20 protein-coding genes are annotated in these 23,452 nt (G+C 57.5%); 9 read left to right on the top strand and 11 right to left on the bottom strand.

The window, feature by feature from the left end:
* Positions 1-715 precede the first annotated feature (715 nt).
* The 3 genes from AABB92_RS14060 (at position 716) to AABB92_RS14050 (ending at position 3,868) form a co-directional block, all read left to right on the top strand.
* Positions 716-1,375 carry a response regulator gene (locus AABB92_RS14060; protein WP_046288562.1) on the top strand — a complete coding sequence of 220 codons (660 nt, stop codon included), beginning with the start codon at positions 716-718 and terminating at the stop codon, positions 1,373-1,375.
* A complete protein-coding gene (locus AABB92_RS14055) occupies positions 1,372-2,724 on the top strand; it encodes a sensor histidine kinase (protein ID WP_046288561.1) in 1,353 nt (450 codons plus the stop codon). The genes AABB92_RS14060 and AABB92_RS14055 overlap by 4 nt, the downstream gene beginning before the upstream one ends.
* A gap of 277 nt (positions 2,725-3,001) precedes the next feature.
* A complete protein-coding gene (locus AABB92_RS14050; RefSeq protein ID WP_031377761.1) occupies positions 3,002-3,868 on the top strand; it encodes a nucleoside-specific channel-forming protein Tsx in 867 nt (288 codons plus the stop codon).
* Positions 3,869-3,959: 91 nt separating this feature from the next.
* Here AABB92_RS14050 and yjdN read toward each other — a convergent pair whose 3' ends face one another.
* On the bottom strand, positions 3,960-4,397 hold the full coding sequence (yjdN, locus tag AABB92_RS14045) for a VOC family metalloprotein YjdN (protein WP_031377762.1): 438 nt from the start codon (positions 4,395-4,397) through the stop codon (positions 3,960-3,962).
* Between the two features lie 75 nt (positions 4,398-4,472).
* Positions 4,473-5,372, bottom strand: a complete 900-nt coding sequence (locus AABB92_RS14040; RefSeq protein ID WP_031377763.1) for a LysR family transcriptional regulator — start codon at positions 5,370-5,372, stop codon at positions 4,473-4,475.
* Positions 5,373-5,487: 115 nt separating this feature from the next.
* On the opposite strand from AABB92_RS14040, the gene AABB92_RS14035 reads away from it, so the two are divergent.
* The 4 genes from AABB92_RS14035 (at position 5,488) to AABB92_RS14020 (ending at position 11,515) form a co-directional block, all read left to right on the top strand.
* A complete protein-coding gene (locus tag AABB92_RS14035; protein ID WP_031377764.1) occupies positions 5,488-6,801 on the top strand; it encodes an amidohydrolase in 1,314 nt (437 codons plus the stop codon).
* On the top strand, positions 6,798-8,240 hold the full coding sequence (locus AABB92_RS14030) for a M20 family metallopeptidase (protein WP_046288560.1): 1,443 nt from the start codon (positions 6,798-6,800) through the stop codon (positions 8,238-8,240). Before AABB92_RS14035 ends, AABB92_RS14030 begins: the two co-directional genes overlap by 4 nt.
* Positions 8,241-8,405: 165 nt before the next feature.
* The gene (abgT, locus tag AABB92_RS14025) at positions 8,406-9,923 is read left to right on the top strand and encodes a p-aminobenzoyl-glutamate transporter (protein ID WP_031377434.1); all 1,518 of its coding nucleotides are present in this window, start codon (positions 8,406-8,408) and stop codon (positions 9,921-9,923) included.
* Positions 9,924-10,102: 179 nt separating this feature from the next.
* Positions 10,103-11,515, top strand: coding sequence for an MFS transporter (locus AABB92_RS14020; RefSeq protein ID WP_031377435.1), 1,413 nt, complete (start codon positions 10,103-10,105; stop codon positions 11,513-11,515).
* Between the two features lie 51 nt (positions 11,516-11,566).
* On the opposite strand, the gene AABB92_RS14015 is transcribed toward AABB92_RS14020, so the two are convergent.
* The 3 genes from AABB92_RS14015 to AABB92_RS14005 are packed head-to-tail and all read right to left on the bottom strand — an operon-like array spanning position 11,567 to position 15,410.
* Positions 11,567-12,877: a c-type cytochrome gene (locus AABB92_RS14015; protein WP_031377436.1), complete on the bottom strand. Its 1,311-nt coding sequence runs from the start codon at positions 12,875-12,877 to the stop codon at positions 11,567-11,569.
* Positions 12,878-12,888: 11 nt separating this feature from the next.
* Positions 12,889-14,673 (bottom strand): GMC family oxidoreductase, encoded by a 1,785-nt coding sequence (locus AABB92_RS14010; RefSeq protein WP_031377437.1) that lies wholly within the window; start codon positions 14,671-14,673, stop codon positions 12,889-12,891.
* A gap of 2 nt (positions 14,674-14,675) precedes the next feature.
* Entirely contained in the window at positions 14,676-15,410 is a 735-nt protein-coding gene (locus AABB92_RS14005; protein WP_046288559.1) for a gluconate 2-dehydrogenase subunit 3 family protein, read from the bottom strand.
* Positions 15,411-15,681: 271 nt separating this feature from the next.
* Here AABB92_RS14005 and sbmA point away from each other — a divergent pair, with 271 nt between their 5' ends.
* A complete protein-coding gene (sbmA, locus tag AABB92_RS14000) occupies positions 15,682-16,923 on the top strand; it encodes a peptide antibiotic transporter SbmA (RefSeq protein WP_031375483.1) in 1,242 nt (413 codons plus the stop codon).
* A gap of 47 nt (positions 16,924-16,970) precedes the next feature.
* Here the strand turns inward: sbmA and AABB92_RS13995 are convergent, their stop codons facing one another.
* The 5 genes from AABB92_RS13995 to AABB92_RS13975 form a co-directional block, all read right to left on the bottom strand.
* On the bottom strand, positions 16,971-17,270 hold the full coding sequence (locus AABB92_RS13995; protein WP_031375484.1) for a helix-turn-helix domain-containing protein: 300 nt from the start codon (positions 17,268-17,270) through the stop codon (positions 16,971-16,973).
* Positions 17,263-17,544, bottom strand: a complete 282-nt coding sequence (locus AABB92_RS13990; protein WP_483414192.1) for a type II toxin-antitoxin system RelE/ParE family toxin — start codon at positions 17,542-17,544, stop codon at positions 17,263-17,265. Before AABB92_RS13990 ends, AABB92_RS13995 begins: the two co-directional genes overlap by 8 nt.
* Positions 17,545-17,797: 253 nt before the next feature.
* A complete protein-coding gene (yncE, locus tag AABB92_RS13985) occupies positions 17,798-18,850 on the bottom strand; it encodes a 7-bladed beta-propeller protein YncE (RefSeq protein ID WP_031375485.1) in 1,053 nt (350 codons plus the stop codon).
* A 207-nt stretch (positions 18,851-19,057) separates the two neighbouring features.
* The gene (locus AABB92_RS13980) at positions 19,058-19,267 is read right to left on the bottom strand and encodes a YdgH/BhsA/McbA family protein (RefSeq protein WP_031375486.1); all 210 of its coding nucleotides are present in this window, start codon (positions 19,265-19,267) and stop codon (positions 19,058-19,060) included.
* 212 nt (positions 19,268-19,479) lie between these two features.
* Positions 19,480-20,667 (bottom strand): MFS transporter, encoded by a 1,188-nt coding sequence (locus tag AABB92_RS13975; protein WP_031375487.1) that lies wholly within the window; start codon positions 20,665-20,667, stop codon positions 19,480-19,482.
* A gap of 105 nt (positions 20,668-20,772) precedes the next feature.
* Between AABB92_RS13975 and AABB92_RS13970 the strand changes: the two genes are divergently transcribed.
* Positions 20,773-21,738 carry an AraC family transcriptional regulator gene (locus AABB92_RS13970; protein WP_031375488.1) on the top strand — a complete coding sequence of 322 codons (966 nt, stop codon included), beginning with the start codon at positions 20,773-20,775 and terminating at the stop codon, positions 21,736-21,738.
* On the opposite strand, the gene AABB92_RS13965 is transcribed toward AABB92_RS13970, so the two are convergent.
* Positions 21,735-23,279 (bottom strand): methyl-accepting chemotaxis protein, encoded by a 1,545-nt coding sequence (locus tag AABB92_RS13965; RefSeq protein WP_031375489.1) that lies wholly within the window; start codon positions 23,277-23,279, stop codon positions 21,735-21,737. The genes AABB92_RS13970 and AABB92_RS13965 overlap by 4 nt on opposite strands.
* Positions 23,280-23,452 lie beyond the last annotated feature (173 nt).

The raw sequence follows: 23,452 nt of genomic DNA, 5'->3' as shown, positions 1-23,452 counted from the left end.
TACCCGGTTAAATTTATCCCTTAATTAGCAGAAAATTAGCGCAGAATTAGCAACCGCCAGATTCGGGCCTGCGGTTAACGTTTATCCGCCAGGTAACAACAGCAACCCGCCTGAATAATAAGCGTTAAGTAACACCGGCCTTCCGGTAAAATAATTTGTGTTAAATCACGCCAGCGTCGATTTAACTATTATTCGTTAAGCCATAGCGGCCAGAATTTAAATAATTTGCGTTAAGTCACGCCCGGGTCCGTCAGGCAAATTTGTGTTAAATAGCGCCAGAGTAATTCACGTTGCAGCAAGCCGACCAATGCAGCCACGCTGCTATAGCGCGAAGTACGAAGGCGGAAGTGACTGAGGTGAGTAAATGCAGCCAACGCGGCTGTAGCGCGAAGTACGAAGACGGTTTCCGCCAAAATAATTCGTGCTACAGCAAGGCGGCAAACGCGCGAATCCCCAGGAGCTGACATCAGTCAGTGACCAGGGCGAAAAAGTGCAGCCAACGCCGCTGTAGCGCGAAGTACGAAGACGGTTTCCGCCAAAATAATTCGTGCTACAGCAAGGCGGCAAATGCGCGAATCCCCAGGAGCTGACATCAGTCAGTGACTGAGGTGAGTAAATGCAGCCAACGCCGCTGTGGCGCGAAGTATGACGGCGGATAATTCTGTGCTAACTATCCGGGCTTAAACTGCTCCCATCTTTCCAGAGGAGATCAGCCATGCGCGTGTTATTGGTTGAAGATGATGAAATGATCGGCGCGAACCTGCAGCAGGCTTTAGAGGGCGCGGGCTGGTCGGTGGATTGGGTACGCGATGGCGTTTATGCCCATAACGCCTGGAGCGAAGGCGGCTACAGCTGCGTGTTGCTGGATCTCGGCTTGCCGCGTGATGATGGATTGCAGGTGCTGCGCCGGGCGCGCGGGCGCGGCGATTCCACGCCGGTACTGATTCTGACGGCGCGCGATACTGTGGCGCAGCGGGTGCAGGGGCTCGACAGCGGTGCTGACGATTACCTGCTTAAACCGTTCGATTTACAGGAAGTGCTGGCCCGGATGCGGGCGATTACCCGACGTCGCCACGGTGCGGCTGACTCGCTTCTCGGCAGTGGCGACGTACAGCTGGATATGATGACGCGCGAAGTGCTCTATAAGGGCCAGCGCGAGCAGCTGACCGCACGTGAATACGCCCTGCTGTATGCTTTGCTGGAGCGTCCGGGTGCCATTCTTTCTCGCGAGCAGCTGGAGAATCGCATTTACGGCTGGGGCGACGAAGTGAGCAGCAACGCGGTCGATGTGCTGATCCACGGGATGCGGCGCAAACTGGATAACGACGCGATTCGTAACGTCCGCGGGCTGGGCTGGCGGGTGCCGGCGATATGAAATCGTTCCCCTTTATGCGCTCATTGCGCAATAAATTACTCAGTACGCTGCTGATTATTCATCTGCTGATGATCGGCGGCGTCACCTGGTATTTCTTCAGCTGCTACGGCGACATGGTAGGCACCATGAAGGACGATCAGCTGTCAAAAATCGCTGATGCCTGGTCTACCAACAAACAGATGCCGGCGCTGTCACCGATGATTACGCCTGACAAAGCGAAAAGCGCCTTTGTGGTTCAGCTGTGGGATAGCCAGGGCCGACTGCGCGCCAGCTCGTGGCCGGAACTGCACGCGCCGCTGCAAACTCAGCGCGGTTATCGTGATGTCGACGTAGGACACTGTGATGACTGTGAGTGGCGTATCTACACCCGTCCGGGCCAGCCTGGCAGTGAGATCAAGACTATTCAGGTGATGCACAACCTCAGCTACATGAAAGCGCTGATGGTAAAACGGGCGCTGTCGGCGATCATTCCGTTGATCCTGATGATGCCGCTGTCGCTGCTGGTGATCTGGCTGGTGGTCCGCAAGATCACTCGCGATCTGCAGGTCGCCTCGCGGCAGATTGCAGCGCAGGAGACGCATCATCCGCACAATGTCTCACCCGAAGGGCTGCCGGATGAGATCCTGCCGCTGGTCGCCGCGTATAACTCGTTGCTGAACAAGCTGCGTGAAGCCTGGTCATCCCAGCGGCAGTTCCTGGAAGATGCCGCCCACGAACTGCGTACGCCGGTCACCGCTGTCACGTTGCAGCTGGAGAACCTGCGGCAGCATATTCAGCCTGGCGAGGCCAGCCGGCAGTTCAGTCAGCTCGAAGCAGGCGTGACGCGCACCCGCCATCTGGTGACCCAGTTGCTGAATGTGTCTCGTCAGGAAGATCAAAGCGTGGTCGCCAGCATTGAGCAGATTGAACTGGAAGATCTGCTGAAAGAGAGCATCGAGCAGCTAATGGTGGTAGCGGATAAACGCGGCATTGATATCGGCTTTAATGGCTCGACCCAGTATCGTCTGCAGGCCAGCCGATCTGAGCTGCGCAGCCTGTTTGATAACCTGATTGGTAACGCCATGTTGCACACCCCGGAGGGGAGCCTGGTGGATGTTCTGCTGCATCGGGTCGCGGACCGGACGGTGGTCGATATCGTCGATAACGGACCGGGAATGCCGGAGGCGTTTATTGAACGCGCCTTTGACCGTTTCACCCGTTCGCCTGACGTTAAAGCGCAGGGCAGCGGCCTCGGCTTATCGATTGTGCGCAGCGTCGCGCAGAAGCATCAGATTCAGGTCGCCCTCTCCAATTGTCTGACGCCACAGGGTGCTATTTGTGGTTTGCAGGTCCGCGTCACTTTTCCCTGATCCCGCCCATTTGATCACGAACCAGACAACGTAAACGGTTGCCTGGTTCCGTTCGATCATCGCCATTATTGTGAAGCACGTCACATTTTCACTGAATTGTAATGCAACACTTTTTGACAAACGTGAGCAAAATCTATTTTCTATCGCTGTGTTGCAGGCACGCTACGCGAGCTGAAAACCGGCTGTTTTGTCCTGACTAACTCACTCCCCACCCAGGGATCGACTTCTCTCTGACTGCGCCTGCTGTGCAGCGGTCAAAAGCATGTGGTTAATGATAATGAAATTCAAAACGTTGATAGCAGGTGCCGTGCTGGCATGTTCCTGGACAGGTGTTGCGCAAGCCGCTGATAGCGATCCGCAATACCTGTCCGACTGGTGGCATCAGAGCGTAAACGTGGTGGGCAGCTACCACACGCGCTTTGGACCACAGTTCAACAACGACGTTTATCTGGAATATGAAGCGTTTGCCAAAAAAGACTGGTTCGATTTTTACGGTTATCTCGATCTGACCAACTTCTTCGGCGTAGGTAACAGCAACGCCAACGGGATTTTTGACCACGGTTCCCCGATGTTTATGGAGATTGAACCGCGCTTCTCAATCGACAAACTGACCGGCACCAGTCTGGCGTTTGGTCCGTTCAAAGAGTGGTACTTCGCCAACAACTATATCTACGACATGGGCCGCAACAGCGATAACCGCCAGAACACCTGGTATATGGGCCTGGGTACCGATATCGATACCCACAGCGATGTCGGCCTGTCACTGAACGTCTATGCCAAATACCAGTGGGAAAACTACGGCGCCGCGAATGAAAACAGCTGGGATGGCTATCGCTTCAAGGTGAAATATTTCGTGCCGATCACCACGCTGTGGGGCGGTAATCTTGGCTATGTGGGCTTCACCAACTTTGACTGGGGCTCCGATCTCAACGAGAAAGGCGGGTCGTCGCGCACCAGCAACTCCATCGCCTCCAGCCACATTCTGTCACTGGGTTACGATCACTGGCACTTCTCTGCCGTGGCGCGTTACTTCCACAATGGCGGTCAGTGGGCGGATGGGCAGGAGCTGAACTTCGGCAACGGTCCGTTTGAAGTGAAATCGACCGGCTGGGGTTACTACCTGGTGGCGGGTTACAACTTCTGATGAGCACGCGGCTGGCTGCAAAGCTGGCCGTTGTGACTGTGAGCTGAAAACGGCGCCGCTGTTGCCGGCGCCGATCGGCTAAACCACACCATTATTCCTGCGGTTTCACCACGTTGATGCGCCATGGAATGCCGAACTTATCAATAAACATCGCAAAGCCATTCGACCAGAACGTCTCCTGCCACGGGGTCGTCACGTTACCGCCCACTGACAGTTTCTCAAACCAGGCTTTACCCTGTTCCGCGTCAGTAGTGGCGAGGCTGACCGCGTAACCGGCATGATCGGACGCAGGCGGCTTCTGCGTGTTTCCGTCGCTCAGCATCAACTCTCCCTGACCGATGCGCAGATGTGCGTGCATGATTTTTTCCGGCGGCTGTGGCGGCGCAGATTGATCGCCTACCTGCTCGCCCTGCTCTGGCATGTCGCCAAAGGTCATTTTCTCCAGCAGTTTCCCGCCTGTGGCCTGCAGGTAAAACTCAATTGCCTCTTCACAGCGACCATAGAGAAACAGATATGGACAGACTTGCATCGTCACCTCCGATTGTGGGTTGGACTCACGTTTACGCGAATACACCAAGTGTAGACGATGAAAGAACGCTGCCGGTCAGCGCTGGCAATAACGGCGAAATAACTGCGCCATATAACTGCTCATCGGGGTCAGCGCGGTGTCCTTACGCTGAATCAGATAGAAGACCGCTTTGGGCAGCGGCTCATCCAGCGTCAGTGCCACCAGTGACCGGCCGAGAATCGGATCGTCGATCACATCCACCGATAAAATACTGATGAAATCGCTTTGCGCCACCAGGCTGGTACAGGCCATAAAGGTCTCGCAGGTCACCACGATTTTCGGTGCCATGCCGCGTTCGTCGAACAGATCGTGCAACAGGCGGTAGTAGCTGCCTTTGGGCGTCGGCATGGTCCAGTCAGCCTGCTGCAACGCCGCCAGCGACCGGGCTTTTTCCAGCGGATGACCCTTACGCACCACCACTTTGTACTCACGCTCCATCATTCGCTCATACATCAGCTCCTGATCGAGGTGGCTTTGATCGTAAGTATTGATGGTGAAATCGAGCGCGCCCTGCCGCAGTTCATGCACCATCGACACCAGTTGCCCTTCAACGATGCGCACCTTCACCAGCGGGTATTCGCGATGAAACTGATTAATCACCTGCGGCATGATGGTGCGTGCCACGCTGCCGCCAACGCCAATGTTCACCTGACCGCCACCCAGCCCCAGCCGCTGCTGAATATCCTCCTGCGCCACCCGCAGCTCGGCCAGTACCAGACTGGCATGACGAAAAAAGTTATCACCGATATCGGTTAAGACCACGCCCTGCTGACGGCGGATAAACAGCCGCGCGCCAAGTTCACGCTCCAGCTCCTGGATCGCTTTGGTTAATGCTGGCTGAGAAAGCCCGGAAAGACGGCTCGCCGCGCGGATACTGCCCTGACGCGCCACATCGACAAAGGCGCGCAGCTGGTGAAGCTTGAGGTTGGCAGACATAGATTTTGTGATAACCGTTGTTTATCAGTCACAAGATATTCGCATCTTATGCCGGTTATTACCATTGTGTAGATTCGAGACAGTGCGTAAAAAACCAACAGTAAGGATCGTGCCGATGAATACTCTTTCCGACCATATCAGTGCCCGGCTGGCGCAGTTAAAAAGCTGGCGACGGGAGTTCCACCATTATGCCGAATCTGGCTGGGTCGAATTCCGCACCGCCACCCGGGTGGCCGACGAACTGCACAAGCTGGGTTATCAACTGCAACTGGGCCGTGAGGTGATCGATGCCGACGCGCGCATGGGCTTACCCAGCGAAGACGTGTTGAAGCAGCAGGAAACCCGGGCGCTGCAACAGGGGGCTTTACCGCAGTGGATTAGCCACTTCTCCGGCGGATTTTGCGGCATCGTGGCGACGCTGGATACCGGCCGTCCCGGTCCGGTTATCGGCTTTCGGGTAGATATGGACGCACTCGATCTCAACGAGAGCCAGGCCGCAGATCACCTGCCACAGCGTGAAGGCTTCGCCTCCTGCAATCCCGGCATGATGCACGCCTGCGGTCATGACGGTCACACCACCATCGGCCTCGGCCTGGCGTCGATATTAATGGCGATGAAAGATCAGCTGAGCGGCACGATTAAATTAATTTTCCAGCCGGCCGAAGAGGGTGTGCGCGGCGCCAAAGCGATGGTGGCGGCAGGCGTGGTGGATGATGTGGATCTGTTTACTGCCATTCACCTCGGCACCGGCGTGCCGGCGGGTGAACTGGTGTGCGGCAGCGACAGCTTCCTCGCCACCACCAAGCTCGACGTCAATTTTACCGGCGTCGGCGCGCATGCCGGTGGCCGCCCGGAAGAGGGTCGCAATGCCCTGCTGGCGGCGGCCCAGGCCACGCTGGCGCTGCACGGTCTTACCCAGCACAGCGGCGGGGTGGCCCGGGTTAACGTTGGCGTATTGCAGGCCGGTACCGGTCGTAACGTGGTACCTGACTGTGCGCTGCTGAAAGTCGAAACCCGCGGCATTACCAATCAGGTTAACGATGACATTTACCAGCAGGCGCTGCGGGTCATTGCCGGCGCGGCGGCGATGTATGGCGTTGAACATCAGGTGCAGCTGATGGGGGCTGCCCGCAGCTCCACGCCGACCCAGCCGTGGGTGGACTTCATCCACCAGCAGGCAGATGCGCTCGGGATTTTCGATTCGGTGGTCGATCGCAAAGCCCAGGCGGCCGGTTCGGAAGATGCCACCTACATGATGGAGCGGGTCAAGCAGCACGGCGGTCAGGCCTCGTACGCCATTTTCGGCTGCGATCTGGCGGCGGGACACCACAACGCGAAGTTCGACTTTGATGAGCAGGTGATGCCCGTGGCGATCACCCTGCTGGCAACCCTGGCGCTGAATCAGGCGCAGTTTGGCGGTGGCCGATGATGGAAGCCTTCATTGCTGATTATATCGACCGCCATCAGGCACGCTTCAGCGCCCTCAGCGATGCCATCTGGGACACACCGGAAACCCGCTTTGCCGAAACCCGCTCGTCCGCCCTGCTGGCCGATGCGCTGGCAGATGAGGGCTTCACCGTGGCGCGCGGCGTCGGCGGCCTTGATACCGCCTTTATCGCCAGCTTCGGCAGCGGTAAACCGGTGATCGCCATCCTCGGGGAGTTTGATGCGCTGGCGGGTCTGAGCCAGCAGGCCGGATGCGCCCGACCGCAACCGCTGGAGGCCAACGGCAACGGCCACGGCTGCGGCCATAACCTGCTCGGCACCGCTGGCGTGGCGGCGGCCAGCGCGGTAAAAGCCTGGATGCAGCAGCATGCCACTGGCGGAACGGTACGGTTTTACGGCTGTCCCGGCGAAGAAGGCGGCTCCGGCAAAACCTTTATGGTGCGTGAAGGGCTGTTTGATGATGTCGATGCTGCGGTGACCTGGCATCCCGAAGGCTTCAGCGGGATGTTTAACCTGCGCACCCTCGCCAATATCCAGGCGGCGTTCAGCTTCAAAGGGGTGGCGGCGCACGCTGCTAACTCACCGCACCTCGGTCGCAGCGCGCTGGATGCGGTCACCCTGATGAACACCGGCGCCAACTTTCTGCGCGAGCACATCGTGCAGGAAGCGCGGCTGCACTATGCGGTCACCAACAGCGGCGGCGTCTCGCCGAACGTGGTGCAGGCCGACGCGGAAGTGCTCTACCTGATCCGCGCGCCGGAACTGCAGCAGGCGCAGGATATCTATCAGCGGGTAATCAACGTCGCCCGCGGGGCCGCGCTGATGACCGACACCACTCTGACGGTGCGTTTTGATAAAGCCTGCTCCGACTATGTGCCTAATCGCGCGCTGGAAGCGGTGATGGAGCGTTATTTGCATCAGTTTGGTCTGCCCGCTTACAGCGATGAGGAGCGGGCGTTCGCAGCAGAGATACGCGCCACCCTGACCGCTGACGATCTGCGCAATGCGCGGCTCAACGCAGCCCGTACCGGCGGAGAAGCAGGCCAGGCCTGGGTTGAGCAACTGGGTGACAAGCTGTTTATGGATCAGGTAGCGCCCTATGCAGTGACCCGTGAACTGCTGTATGGCTCGACTGATGTCGGGGATGTCAGCTGGGTGACACCGACCGCACAGTGCTTTGCGCCCTGCTTCACCTTCGGTACGCCGCTGCATACCTGGCAGCTGGTGGCGCAGGGTCGCACCAGCATTGGGCACAAGGGGATGCTGCTGGCGGGCAAAGTGATGGCCGCCACCGTCGTCACGCTGTTGCAGGATCCGGCGGCGCTGGCCCGCTGTCAGGCCGAGTTCAACCGGGTCCGCGCCACACAACCTTATCACTGCCCGATCCCTGCCGGGATCACACCAACAAAACTGGCCGAATGAGCCAACGGCCGCGTCACCGGCGCGGACCGCTATAAAAAATATTATTGCAAACACCTTCTCTGATTCCGCCGTGCCGCAGGTGAATGTATTGCCGGACGCCTTACTCAACGTCCGGTATCGCGCGCGCTGCCGTGGATGACGGGACACAAGACGAGACCAGAAACTATGGAAGCAACATCAGAGAACCGCAGCCCTGGACGACTTTTTAGCTGGGTTGAGCGGGTGGGAAATAAAGTCCCCAATCCGTTTTTACTGTTTGTCTATTTGATTGTGGTGCTGATGGTGGCCACCGCCATTATCAGTGCGCTGGATCTGGCGGTAAAAAATCCCAGCAACGGCGAAATGGTGCGGGTAAATAACCTGCTGAGCGTCGCCGGTATTCAGTGGATCCTGCCGAATATCATCAAGAACTTCAGCAGCTTTACTCCGCTGGGATCGATTCTGGCGCTGGTGATTGGAGCAGGTCTGGCGGAAAAAGTCGGCCTGTTGCAGTCGCTGATGGTGAAGATGGCGTCGCGCGTCAGCCGTCGCTACGCCAGTTACATGGTGCTGTTTATTGCCTTCTTCAGCCATATCTCGTCGGATGCGGCGCTGGTGGTGATGCCGCCGCTCGGTGCGCTGATCTTCCTGGCAGTCGGCCGTCATCCGGTAGCGGGACTGCTGGCGGCGATTGCTGGGGTGGCGTCGGGTTTTACTGCCAATCTGCTGATCGTCACCACTGACGTGCTGCTCTCCGGCATCAGTACCGAAGCGGCCAAAGCGGTCAGCGATACGGTGCACGTCAGCGTCATCGATAACTGGTTTTTTATGGCGACCTCGGTGATTGTCCTGACCTTTGTCGGGGCGCTGCTGACCGATAAATTTGTCGAGCCGCGCCTGCCACAGTGGCAGGGCAACGGTGAAAGGCTGGCCCCGCTCACGCCGCTGGAGAACCGTGGCCTGCGGGCCGCCGGGATTGCTGCGCTGCTGTTTATCGCCCTGATGGCACTGCTGGTGGTGCCGGAGAATGCCCCGCTGCGTAATCCCACCAGCGGGGCCATCATTCCCTCGCCGTTTATTCAGGGTATCGTACCGATCATCATCCTGTTCTTCTTTGTGGTGGCGATTGCCTACGGCGTGGTCACCCGCCAGATCCGCCGCCCGGACGATATTCCGCAGCTGCTGGTTGATCCGATGAAAGGGATGGCGGGCTTTATCGTGATGGTGTTTCCGCTGTCGCAGTTCGTGGCGTTCTTTAACTGGAGCAACATGGGCAAGTTTATGGCGATTGGCCTGACAGATGTGCTGGAAAGCGCGGGTATCAGCGGCGCGCCGGCGTTTCTCGGACTGATGTTCCTGTCGGCGTTTCTCTGTATGTTTATCGCCAGCGGCTCGGCGATCTGGTCAATTCTGGCCCCGGTATTTGTGCCGATGTTTATGCTGCTCGGCTTTCATCCCGCCTTTGCGCAGATGATTTTCCGTATTGCTGATTCAGCGGTGCTGCCGCTGGCGCCGATGTCGCCGTTCCTGCCGCTGTTTCTCGCCTTTTTGCAGCGATACCAGAAAGATGCGCAGCTCGGCACCTATTACGTGTTGATCTTTCCCTACCCGCTGGTGTTTTTTATCAGCTGGATAGCGCTGCTGGTGGTGTGGTACTGGCTGGGACTGCCGATCGGTCCGGGCGTCTGGCCGCATCTGCCGTAAGGCACAACGCCACGGACGGCGAAAAGTGCAACGTACGTTGCTAAAAACTCACCATCATCCCTCTCGGCAACCGCAGGCGAATTGATTATTCTGCTATTTCTTCGCGTGCTAAGGGTTAACTATTTTAATAAGCATCAGCCCTGCGACACCTGCAAACACTGCCCGAGGTTTAGCCTGACATGACAACCACCTGTACCACCGGGATTACGCCGATTGCCACCGCAGCGGCTGCCCGTTCCAGCTTAGCCGGCCGCATTGATGCGCTGCCCTCCTCCGCCGGATTATGGCGGTTTATCACGCTGCTGGCGCTGGGCGGCTTTTTCGAACTCTACGATCTGTTTGAAACCGGCTATATCAGCTCCGGCCTGCTGGCGGCCGGACTGTTTCACACCGGCGGCGCTGGCGTGTTCGGGTTTTCCGATCAGGCGGCGTTTGCTTCCGCCACCTTTCTTGGTCTGTTTATTGGTGCCAGCCTGCTGGCCCCTTATGCCGACCGGTTTGGCCGCCGTCTGACCTTTATGTGCGCGCTGCTGTGGTACGGCCTGTTTTCACTGCTGATGGCGTTTCAGCAGAGCGCGGAGATGATTATCCTGTTTCGCCTGCTGGTCGGTATTGGCCTCGGGGTCGAACTGGTGACTATCGATACCTATCTGTCGGAGTGGGTTCCCAGCCACCTCCGCAGCCGGGCGTTCGCCTTCTCCTTTTTTGTGCAGTTTCTGTCGGTGCCCAGCGTGGCCCTGATGTCGTGGTGGCTGGTGCCACAAACGCTGCTGAACCTTGAAGGCTGGCGCTGGGTGGTAATCGCCGGTGCCGTCTGTTCGCTGGTGATCTGGTTTATCCGTAAGAACCTGCCCGAATCGGCGCGCTGGCTGGCGCAGCAGGGCCGTCATCAGCAGGCACATCAGGTGTTATCCACCATGGAACAACGCTGCGGCCTGACGCCTGGCGCACCCTTTCCCCCCGATGACGCCGCTGCACAGTTGCCAAAACGGGGCAGTTTCCGGGAGATCTGGTCACCGGCCTGGCGCCAGCGCACCCTGATGCTGGTGGTAATGAACTTCTTCCAGGCGATCGGCTTTTTTGGTTTCGGTAACTGGCTGCCTGCGCTGCTGTCGGGCAGCGGCACCACGGTGACCCACAGTTTGCTGTATGCCTTTTTTATCACCCTGGCCTACCCGCTTGGTTCGCTGATCTGTAGCCGCTACGCGGATAAGCTGGAGAATAAATGGCAGATCGTTCTGTCGTCGCTGATGACCGTGGTGTTCGGTACGCTGTTCGCCTTCCAGACCAATCCGCTGTTGTTGATCGCCTGTGGTTTCCTGATCACCTGGTCTAACGCCTGGCTGACCTTCAGCTATCACGCCTATCAGACCGAGATTTTCCCGACCCATATTCGCGCCCGCGCCGTGGGCTTCTGCTATTCGTTCAGCCGTCTCTCTACGGTATTCAGCAGTATTCTGATCGGGGTAATTTTGCAGTACGCCGGTACGCCAGGCGTGATCGCCTTTATCGTCCTGAGCATGGTGATCGTGATGCTGTCGGTGGGCTTTTACGGGCCGAAAACCCGCGGCATCGATCTGGAGAATATTTAGCAGAAAAGAAGCGGCCGGCACCGCCAGGGGACCGGCCCGCTTTATGGCAGATTACTGACCTTCCAGCACCCGGATATCGGCGCTGCCCAGCCGATCTTTCTCATCTTTACGCAGCGCAGCGACCTGCTTCGCGCTGACCGGTTCAGACGCCTTGTTGCCCCAGCTGTTACGCACGAAGTTGACCACATCGGCAACCTGCTGATCGTTCAGACGCCAGCCAAACGCCGGCATGGTGATGGTCGACGGCGCGCCCTGTACGCCAGGCAACTGTCCGCCCACCAGCACGATATGGATCAGCGAGGTCGGATCATCGGCCTGCACCACCGGGTTGCCACGCAGCGCCGGGAAGAAGCGCTGATAGCCACTGCCGTCGGTTTTATGGCAGGCGGCACAGCTGTCGACATAGGTGGCTGCGCCGGTCGCACTGTCGTCACCTTTCCACAACGCTTTGGCGGTGGCGTCATCGACGCTGAACACCGTCTGATGCGGATCTTTCGCGCCGAGCGACTTCAGATAACGCGCAATGGCGGTGATATCGGCGTCGCTCAGATGCTGCAGACTGTGCTCAACCACCTCGGTCATGCCACCAAATGCGGCGGTCTGATCGTTGCGGCCATAGCGCAGGAACTGCCGCAGATCGTCTTCACTCCAGCGGCCCAGCCCATCGCGGTTATCGCCGCGCAGGTTGCTGGCGGTCCAGCCATCAATCGGCGCGCTGCTGCCAGCCAGATAGTCACTGCCTTCCTGGTTGGTCAGCGCCTTCTCCTGCATGGTGACGCTGCGCGGCGTGTGGCAGGCGCCACAGTGGCCCAGACCTTCCACCAGGTAGCGGCCGCGCGCCAGCACCGGATCTTCCTGTGCGGCAGGCTGGAACGCCTTCACCTCGGGAGCAAACACCGTACGCCAGATCGCCAGCGGCCAGCGCATCGACAGCGGCCACGGAATGTCGCTCTCTTTATTCGGTTGCTTCACCGCCGCCACGCCGTGCATGAAGTAAGCATAAAGCGCCTTCATGTCCTCATCGCTGACCACCGCGTAAGAGGGAAACGGCATCGCCGGATAGAGCGTATCGCCATTTTTCGCCACGCCATGACGAACCGCCTTCTGGAAGTCGTCGTAGCTGTAGTCGCCAATGCCGGTTGCCGGATCGGGCGTGATGTTGGTGGAATAGATGGTGCCAATCGGCGTAGCCATCGGCAGGCCGCCAGCAAACGCCGCGCCGTCTTTCGCGGTGTGACAGGCAACACAGTCACCGGCCCGCGCCAGATACTCGCCCCGTTTCACCAGCTCGTCACGGTTGTCGTCCGCCAGCGCGGCGAAGGTCAGGGTGCCCAAAATCAGGGCCAGAATGCCATTTTTCATCGCCATGTTCCTTATGCCTGCACCAGTGGACCCGGGTTCTTCAGGTACTGCTCACGAATCGCTTTAGCTGACCAGTACGTCAGCGCCGCCACCATGCCGGTCGGGTTGTAGCCCAGTCCCTGCGGGAAGGCGGAAGCGCCTGGCACAAACACATTCGGCACATCCCAGCTCTGCAGATAGCGGTTTACCGCGCTGGTTTTCGGATCGTCGCCCATGATCGCCCCACCACTGATGTGGGTGGTCTGATAAACGGTCGAATCGAAATGGCTGCCCGGCTTTTTCGCGCCGCCAATGATCATTTTCGGGTTCATGGCTTCGGCGATTTTATGCATCTTGCCGACCATGAACTGCGCCATTTTGATGTCGTTCTCCTGCCAGTCAAAGGTCATACGCAGCAGAGGCTGGCCGTAGGCATCTTTGTAGTTCGGATCGAGATCAAGGTAGTTAGCGCGATAGGACTGGTGCGCACCGTGGGCATCCATCGACAGGTGATGGGTATAGGTGTCGGCCACTGCGGCTTTCCACTGGCTGCCCCAGTTTGGCGTACCCGCCGGCACCGGCAGGCCAGAGATCGGTTTGGTGCCCGCCTGGTTAACCCAGAATGGCGATCCCCCGACAAAGCCGTGCGGACCGTGATCGAAGTTATCGGCATTGAAATCATCAATCCCGACGCCCGCGCCACCCGCACCGATAAATGGGTTGGTGGTGGTGTTTTTGTCGAACAGCGCCTTCAGCGTCGAGAGGTTCTGATAGGCGAAGTTACGGCCGACGGTGCCTTCGTTGGTGATCGGGTTGTAAGGTTTGCCAATGCCCGACAGCAGCATCAGGTGCACGTTGTGGAACTGGAAAGCGGAGAGGATCACCAGATCTGCAGGCTGAATCTGCTCGCGGCCCTGACCATCAACATAGGTCACGCCGGTGGCGCGCTTTTTGTCGTCGCTGAGGTTAACCCGCAGCACGTAGGCGTTATTGCGCAGCTCAAACTTCGGTTCCTGACGCAGCGCAGGCAGAATATTGACGTTTGGCGACGCCTTGGAGTACATGTAGCAGGCATAACCACTGCAGAAACCGCAGAAGTTGCACGGGCCCATCTGTGCACCGTAGGGATTAGTGTACGGGCCGGAGGTGTTAGCGGACGGCAGATCGTAAGGGTGATAGCCCACCGACTCTGCTGCCTGGGCGAACAGCTGCGCCGAATAAGTGCGCTTCTGCGCGGGCAGCGGGAAGTTATCTGAACGATCGGGCGCAAACGGGTTACCGCCCTTGTCTTTCCCCACCACCTGACCTTTGATGCTCCAGGCGCTACCTGAGGTACCAAACACCTTTTCCGCCTTGTCGAAGAACGGCTCCAGTTCGTCATAGCTGACGCCAAAGTCCTGAATCGTCATGCCCTGCGGAATGAAGTTCTTGCCGTAACGCTCTTCGTAATGGCTGCGCATCCGCAGTTCAATCGGATCGACGCGGAAATGGACGCCAGACCAGTGCAGACCCGCGCCGCCGGTGCCGGTGCCCGGCAGAAACGCGGCCAGCTGGCGATAAGGTACCGCGGTCTGCGAAGCATCATGACGAATGGTGACGGTGCTTTTAGAGAGATCCTGGAACAGTTTTTTGCGGACGTTGTAGGTCAGCTCATCAATTGACTGCGGGTAAGAGCCGTCAGGATAGGTATCGCGATGCGGTCCGCGTTCCAGCGCCAGCACGTTGAGACCCGCTTCGGTCAACTCTTTCGCCATGATCGCGCCTGCCCAGCCGAAACCGACGATCACCGCATCCACTTTTTTCATTTCGTTTGCCATGCTTACGCTCTCTCCCCGCGAATCGACACTGACGGGAACGGATAACGTTCGCCGCGCTCTACCCAGTCCATAAAGTCGGCGCGTGCGCCAGGGAAGTTGATCAGCTTCCAGCCCACCATTCCCTGATTACCGCCGTGGATAGGATCGCTGAAGAAGCCTTCGCGGGTGTTTTGCAGCAGAAACGCAAAGAAGGTTTTGGCCGGCAACTGGCTGAATTCAGCGCTGCCACTCTCCATCGCCTGCAGTAAAGCATCCTGCTGCTCGCCGCTCAGCTGCGCAAACACCTTGCCATGTTGCTGTTTGCTGTAGCCATCGGCATCGGCAATGCCCAGGCGGTAAATCTGCTGCGGCACCAGCGGCAGCTGATAGCCCAGCTCTTTTGGCAGGTCGGGATTAAACGGTCCCTGCATATACCAGTTAGAGCCGGTGGCATATGGGGTATTCATCTGGCGATCAATGAACTCCGGCACGCCGGCTTCCAGCGCGCCAGGGCCGCGCTCATCGCGCGGGATCAGGCGTGCAACCGCGGCGGAGATAAACGCGAACTCTTCGGCGGTGAACCAGGCGGGCTGGTAGTCACGCGCCTGCTGGGGCGCGGCCGGGGTCTCAGCCGCCTGTGCCGCCAGCGGCAGCGACAGTGCGCCCATCGCCGTACTGCCTACCGCCATTGCTGGCGCCAGGGTGATAGTCTTCAGCAAAAAATCCCTGCGTGAATGACCCTTTTTTTGTTCTGACATGACATTGCCTCATTCCCGCCAGTCGGCGGTATGAAAGGGTAAATGGTTGCGTTGTTATGATTTTTATTAGCGGATTAAGGGTTACAGCTTCATTGTTACCGGTAACAATGCGCGCTAGTGTAACACCACTGTCGATAAAGATTTAGTTCCCGGAAACAAAACCGCACAATTTCATTAACATCCACCCCGGCTGTCATCAGCAGAAACAACAGACTACAGACATCAGGCAGGCAAAACGTTATAACAGGCAACACACAACAGCGGAGTGCCTATGTTTAAGTCTTTTTTCCCGCGGCCAGCGCTGTTTTTCAGCTCAGCGGCCCTCTGGAGCTTATTAGCGATTTTTGCCTGGTTTGGCTTTGCCGCGCATCTGCCCGGCATGTGGCCCACCCTCGACGCAGCGATGAAACAGCCATTACCCACCAGTGCCGCGCGGTTTATTGCCGCCAGCCAGCTGTGGTTTTATCTCTACTACTGGATAATGGTGGCCGTTTTTGCCCTCGCCTGGCGGCTGATTGACAATCATCCGTGGCAGCGCTGGTCAGTCTGGGGATCGGCGCTGATTATTTTTGTCACCTGGTTTGGTGTGCAGGTCGGCGTGGCGGTCAACGCCTGGTATGGTCCGTTTTACGACTTAATTCAGAAGGCGCTGACGAAAGCGGGATCGGTGCAGATCGTTGAGTTTTATCACGAAGTGCGTGCTTTTCTCGGCATTGCGTTGATCGCGGTAGTGATTGGCGTGCTCAATTCGTTCTTTATCAGCCACTGGGTTTTCCGCTGGCGTACCGCCATGAACAACTACTATATGCATAACTGGCAGCGACTGCGTCATGTCGAAGGCGCCGCGCAGCGTGTGCAGGAAGACACCATGCGGTTTGCCTCTACGCTGGAAGACTGGGGCGTCAGTTTTATTCAGGCGATCATGACCTTAGTGGCCTTTTTGCCGGTGCTGGTGGCGCTGTCGCACCATGTCAAAGATGTGCCGTTCCTTGGCAATATTCCGTATGCGCTGGTGATTGCCGCCGTGCTGTGGTCGGTATTCGGCACCGGTTTACTGGCGATAGTCGGCATTAAATTACCCGGCCTGGAGTTTCGTAATCAGCGGGTGGAAGCGGCTTACCGTAAAGAGCTGGTGTATGGCGAGGATAATGCTGACCGCGCCCGGCCACAGACGGTGCAGGAGCTGTTCGGTCGGGTACGGTTCAACTACTTCCGTCTCTACTTTCACTATCTCTACTTCAACATCACCCGCATTCTCTATCTGCAGGTGGATAATGTGTTTGGCCTGTTTCTGCTGTTTCCGTCGATTGTGGCCGGCACCATCACGCTGGGCCTGCTGAACCAGATTACAAACGTATTTGACCAGGTGCGTGGTTCATTCCAGTACCTGATCGCTTCATGGTCAACGCTGGTTGAACTGATGTCGATCTACAAACGTCTGCGCAGCTTTGAGCAGATTCTGGATGATATCCCGCACGATGAGATGATGCGCGAAGCGTCAGAAGAGGTATAACGGGCTGGAAAGAGAGAAGCCGCAATAATGTGGCTTCTTTTTTTTAATCACAGATCAAACGCTATTCTTTTGCCTGTCGGCAATTTGACATCGATACTTATCTCGCCTCCCAGAGCGGTAACATAACGCTTCAGCGTAGAAAGGCGGGGATCATTATCAGCCTGTTCCATTCTGGCGATAGTTGGCTGTTTCACACCCATTGCGTGTGCCATCTCTGTCTGTGAAAGGTTGAGTTCTTCCCGCAACATGTTTAGCGCGACAACCTGCCGCATTGCATCAACTTTTTCGGCAATGCGCTCGCGACTTTCCGAGCTTTGTTTTGCTATCAGCTCTTTTAAATTAGCCATTATCCGCTCCATTCAGGTACTTACAGAATTCAGCATCTGCCAGTTTGATCATGTCTTTATAGAATTTATTTTCCTTAACCCCGGTTTTATCGCCTGCACACAACACAATGCGGCGGCGAGAAGGGTCAAAAGCAAAGAAGGTTCGTATCGGTTTGCCTTGATGCTGCACTCTTAGTTCTTTCATATTCGGAAAATCAGAGTCGTCTACGGTATCAGCAAACGGCCTCCCTAACTGCGGCCCATACTCAGACAGGATAACCCTCGCTGCAAGCATACCCTCTTCAGTTCCTCGGTCTGAGTCTTAAACCACTCATCAAATCTATTAGTTGTATTCACATCTCACATCGCAACATCCTTATAGCGAATAAGCTATAAAGACAAGTGTCTCGCGAGCGACCAGGGCAAAAGGATCTCCCAGACCGCAAACCGGCTTTGAAAATAATAAAGCCACTCTGATGAGTGGCTTTATTATTTACAGAGGCTGGAGGTGAAAGAACGCCCCCGCGCCGGTAAGTGGCAATCACCTTTTACAAGGCAATACGCATGACGCTGTCGGGATCTTTTGGCGGCGCTTTACGCGAACCCGGTTGCTTGACGCTGACATAGAGCGTATTACCGTCGGCGGACAAAGCGAGGCTGTTCGGCAGACCTGGGGTTTTCACGCTCCGTTTCACGCGGTAGTTGCTGGCGTCAATGATGCTGACTTCGCCCGCTTTACGGTGAGTAACATACAGCTCATTGCGATCCTGATTGAACAGCACCGCCAGTGATTCCGGCACGTCAATTCGCTGGATCACCTGCTGAGTGCGCAAATCGACCACCAGCACCTGAGCCTGCTTCGAATCGCTGAGGAAGGCACGCTGACCGCGCGTATCCAGCGCAATGTTGAGGAAAAAGTGCTCTTTATCGCCGTCGATCTTCTGCTTCTTCTCAATCGCATTAGTGCGGGCGTTGAGGGTAACCAGCTCACCGTCGCCATTGGTGACGTAAACTTTCTGCGCCGCTGAATCTACCGCCAGCCCGGTCGCCATTTTGCCGGTATTCGGCACGGTACTGATCAGCTGCAGCGTGCTGCCATCCACCACCCAGACCACGCTCTGCGGTCCCAGACCGGTAACATAAACGCGATTGGTTTTCACATCGACGGCCACCTGACGCGGCTGCAGCGGACGTACCGTTTCACTGCGCTTGCGGCCATCGAGTAGCAGGCTGTTGAGCACTTTGCCGCTGCTGGCGTCAATGGCGGTCAGTGAACCCTCAACGGTATTGCCGACGTAAAGCACGTTAGTCTGCGGGTTGATCGCTGCGCCAAACGCTTTCAGGTCACTGTTAATCGACTGCTGCACCGCCAGCGTGGTGGGATCGAGACGGAAAACCGTGCCACCGTTTCCGTTGCTGTTCTGTGACGTGGCGACAAAAACCGCGTTATCTTTCGGGCTGAAGGCCAGTTCGTACACGCCTTTGCCGATCGGCTGGTTGAGTTCATCTGCCTGCACCGCCAGTAAGCCTGACGCAGAAAACAGTGCTGTCGCCAGCATCATAGGACGCAGCGCCCAGCGCGTATTGATTATCGCTTTCATAACTTCTCCATAGTAAATCCACCGCAGACACGGTGAAAAGAAAGCCCGACATTGCAACCAGAAAGCATCTGACCCGCGATCAGATGAGAATGTTTTTGAGAATAATAATTATTTCGGTGGGAAAGTGACAGGATTATTATTGGTCAGCAACCAACGCCGCCAGGACGCCCGGGGGCGTCCTGTCAGCACAAGCGGAGAATGCGCAGCTTATTTCAGCAGCTCAGCGGTCATGTGAACGCCGTTGTTGGTGTAGGCTTCGGTGATTTTATATGAAGCACCGTGTTCCTGCGCCTGAGCAGCGATTTTCGCTTCAGCGCCGTCCAGCGTAGAGTCGACAGCGGTCACAGACTGGGCAAAGCTGGCGAATGGCAGAACAGAAAGCGCGATAACTGCTGCAAAAGTTTTGATAGATTTCATGGTCAATTCCTCGATTAAGTTTTATCAGGTAAGGCGTGTTGCCTTGTTGATAGATATACTAGGCCGAATCTTGATCAGTAAAAAGCGGAGACTTTTGCTTATCTCTTTCAATAAAACTGATGATGAAAAGCACATTTCGCACAGTTATTGCTCAAAAGGTTAATAATCCACAGTAAATAAAAAAGGCAGCACAAATGGCTGCCTTTGATCGATTAACCGTGATGCCGCACCCGGCTGAAGATAGTCAGCGCCGCCAGCAGCATCAGTACCCCGCTGGCGAGGAATACGCCACCCGCACCGCGCAGGTCAAACATCCAGCCCCCCGCTGCGGCACCGACGGTGATCGCCAGCTGGATAGTCGCCACCAGTAAACCCCCGCCTGATTCGGCATCATCCGGTACCGCGCGCGAAATCCAGGTTGACCAGCCGGTTGGCATCGAACCAAACGCCATGCCCCATACCGCCACGCCCACGCCAACCAGCCAGCTGACGTCGCCGAAGCTCACCAGCAGCAGCGCGGTGAGGCTCATCAGCAGCGCCATGCCACTGAGGGTCAGCGATACGCTGCGGGTCACCAGGTAGCCAGCCAGCGAAGTCCCGAAAAAGTTCGCTACACCAAACGCCAGCAGCGCCAGCGATAGCTGATTGAGATTCAGCTGAGCAACGCCTTCAAGGAACGGGCGCAGATAGGTAAAGAAGGCGAAGTGGCCGGTAAACATCATGATGACGGCCAGCATGCCCCAGCGCATCACGCCGATCCGCAGCAGATCCAGCACCCCGCCGCTACGCGCCTTATTCTCTGCCGGCATCGCGGGCAGGGTGAAAAATTGCCACAACAGCGCCACGGCCCCCAGACCGGCGGTCAGCATAAAGATGTTGCGCCAGCCGACCAGCCCACCGAGATAACTGCCGAGCGGCGTGGCGATAATGGTCGCCAGCGAGATACCGCTAAAGACGATGGAGAGCGCGCGCGGCACCTGATCGGCCGGCACCAGCCGCATGGTAATCGCGGTCGATAGCGTCCAGAAGCCACCAATCGCCATGCCCAGCAGCACGCGCGCCAGCAGGATGGTCGTCAGGTTCCCGGCCAGCGCCACCATCAGCGCTGAAGCAATCAGCAGCAGCGAAAACACCAGCATCACGATGCGGCGGTCAATCCGTCGGGTGATGCTGGCGGTGATCAGGCTGGTAAACAGCGCGACCAGTGCTGTAATGGTTACGGTCTGACCCGCCTGACCTTCGGAGACGCCAAGACTCTGAGCCATCGGCGTCAGTAAACTGACCGGTAAAAATTCGGCGGTGATCAGGCTGAATACGCCAAACGCCATTGCAAATACCGCGCCCCACGCGGGACGGGCGGGCGAGGAAACCTCATCAGCCACTTCGGTTGTCAGACTCATGCTGCTTCTCCGGATGCAAAAAAAAGTAAGTATGATAATAGTGGGCAGCCGCAAGACGATCTATGATGCTTACACCGTCATTTTTGATAATTCGTCTGGAATCGTATGAGCCATTATGAAGACCTGACCAGTGAACTGCTGATGGGAATGCGGCTGTATGGGGTTAACTATCAGCGCATCGCCGTCAGCGCCCCGTTCGGATTGCGCTTTGATAACGCGCCAGGACGGGCACAGTTTCACTTTGTCGGACGCGGCATGTTGCAGGTGCGCAGCGCCTCAGGCGAGGTGTTTCAGCTTAACAGTGGCGATGCGCTGTTAGTGCCGCATGGCAAACCGCACAGCCTGATCTCCAGCGAAGAGGTGGAGTGTCAGTGTGTCGCCAATATGGCGAGCAAACCGATCTGCGACAGCGTCTGCGCCATCACCGCCCCGGCCGATGCCTGTGACGACGAACACAGCGTGCTGTTGTTCAGCGCCTGTATGGCGTTTGAACTCGGCGGCATGCAGCCGCTGATTAATACCATGCCGGATGTGATGCTGGTGAGTACCCTGCTGTCGCAGTACCCGGAGATCCGGCCGATTCTGGAGGCGATGGAACGCGAGTCGCGCACCCGGCAGGCGGGCTTCGCTGGCATCCTTTCGCGTCTGGCGGATGTGGTAGCGGCGCTGATTGTGCGTGGCTGGGTGGAGAATGGCTGCGGTAAAAGCAGCGGACTGGTACAGGCGATGCGCGATCCGCGGCTCAGTCAGGCAATTGCCGCCATGCACCGCGAACCGGGCGAGAACTGGACGGTGGCGCGGCTGGCCCGCGTGGCGGGCTGCTCACGTTCGGTATTTGCCGAGCGCTTTCTTAACGCCACCGGCATGACGCCGCTGCGTTATCTGACCGAGCTGCGGATGCGGCTGGCGGTGCAGCGCATTGTGAATAACGGTGAGGCGGTGGAAGCCGTCGCCTTTCATCTCGGCTACGGCTCAATTGCGGCTTTTAGTCGCGCCTTTAAGCGCATTGTCGGTCAGTCACCTGGCGCGCTGCGTGCCGGACGCGACAGCAGCCAGGCGCTGGCCTCTTAGCGAAATACGCTGATCGCTTCCACCAGGCGGTTGGCCTGATGCGTCATGCGGCCGGATGCTTCGGCGCTTTCGGCTACCCGGGCAGCGTTCTGGTGGGTGATGTCATCCAGATCTTCTACCGCGCTACTGACTTCGCTCAGCGCCGTAGCCTGTTCAGCGGTGGCCGCACTGATCTGTGCAATCAGCGTGGTGACGTTCTGCACCTGCGAGACGATATCCTGCATGGTGCGGCCCGCTGCGCTGGCGTGCTGATTGCCGGAACTGACCCGGCTGGCGCTGGTCTCTACCAGCATTTTAATCTCACTGGCGGCTTTGGCGCTACGCTGCGCCAGGCTGCGGACTTCACCTGCCACCACTGCAAACCCCTTGCCCTGCTCGCCCGCCCGCGCTGCTTCAACCGCCGCGTTAAGCGCCAGAATATTGGTCTGGAAAGCAATACCGTCGATCACGCTGGTGATGTTGGCGATGCGCTTTGAACTGTCAGCAATTTCGCCCATCATCTCCATCATCTCTTTCATTACGTCGCCGCCTTTCATCGCCGCGCTGCTGGTATCTGACGACAGGGTATTCACTTCATGGGCGGTTTCGGTGTTGCTTTTCACCGTCGCGGTCATCTCATTCATGGTGGCGGCGGTTTGCTGTACGTTAGCGGCCGCCTGCTCGGTGCGGCGACTCAGCTCGTTGTTACTGCGGGCGATGGCGTCGCTGGCGCTGAGTACGTTTATCGCCTGTCCGCTGACATCATCCACCAGCCAGCGGAACATTAACCCGAGCTGGCCGATGGCGCGCAGCGTGACGCCGACTTCATCAACCCGATCCATCTGATCAACTTTATGGCTGGCACCGGTCGCCACGCTCAGCGCCTGTTTGCACATCCGCTCGATAGGCCGTGAGATCTGCTGCTCCAGCCACAGGCTGGCCAGCGTCAGCAGTGCCGTCATCCCCACCGTGAAGCCGCCCAGTGCCGCCGGCGTGACGCCTGCGGCCCAGACGCCCGCCACCGACAGCGGCAGTAAGGTCAACAGGGTGCTGCGGATACGCCAGCGAAGCGGCAGCGTTTTCAGGATAGAAGCAGGTCGCCGCCAGCCGCTGCGCACCACCAGGCCTTTATAAAAGCGTCGTCCTTTCGTGCGCCCTGCCTGAAAATCCTGATACAGCGCCTCCGCCTGACGTACTTCTTCCGCGCCCGGTTTGGTGCGCACCGACATATAGCCCTGCACCTTCCCGTCGCGCACCACCGGTATGGCATTGGCGCGTACCCAGTAATGATCGCCATTTTTACGGCGGTTTTTCACCAGTGCTGTCCAGGGTTCGCCCTGTTTCAGCGTGGCCCACATATCGGCAAAGGCTTCTGCCGGCATATCCGGGTGACGCACCATATTGTGTGGCTGGCCGTTGATCTCTTCGGTAGAGAAGCCGCTCGCCTCAATAAACGCATCGTTAGCATAGGTGATGTAACTGTTGAGATCGGTAGTCGACATCAGGGTCGCGTGATCGTCGAACAGATATTCACGCTGGGAAACGGGCTGGTTATTACGCATCTCAAAAGTCCTTGAAGACCCATTATCCTGCACGCTGGGGTGATGTTGTCAGCGTGGAAGCGTTGGGCAAATAAATAACGATTACCTTTTTTTATGTTTTCGGCATGCTTTCCTACTCTCTTTAGCGTTTCCGTTAAATTAGTGGCAATAAAAAAGCCGCTTTGCAGCGGCTT

This window comes from Pantoea brenneri (assembly GCF_038594305.1).
Lineage (GTDB): Bacteria > Pseudomonadota > Gammaproteobacteria > Enterobacterales > Enterobacteriaceae > Pantoea > Pantoea brenneri.
The sequence above is the reverse complement of the archived record's forward strand: the minus strand, read 5'-3'. Positions and strand labels throughout refer to the sequence as shown.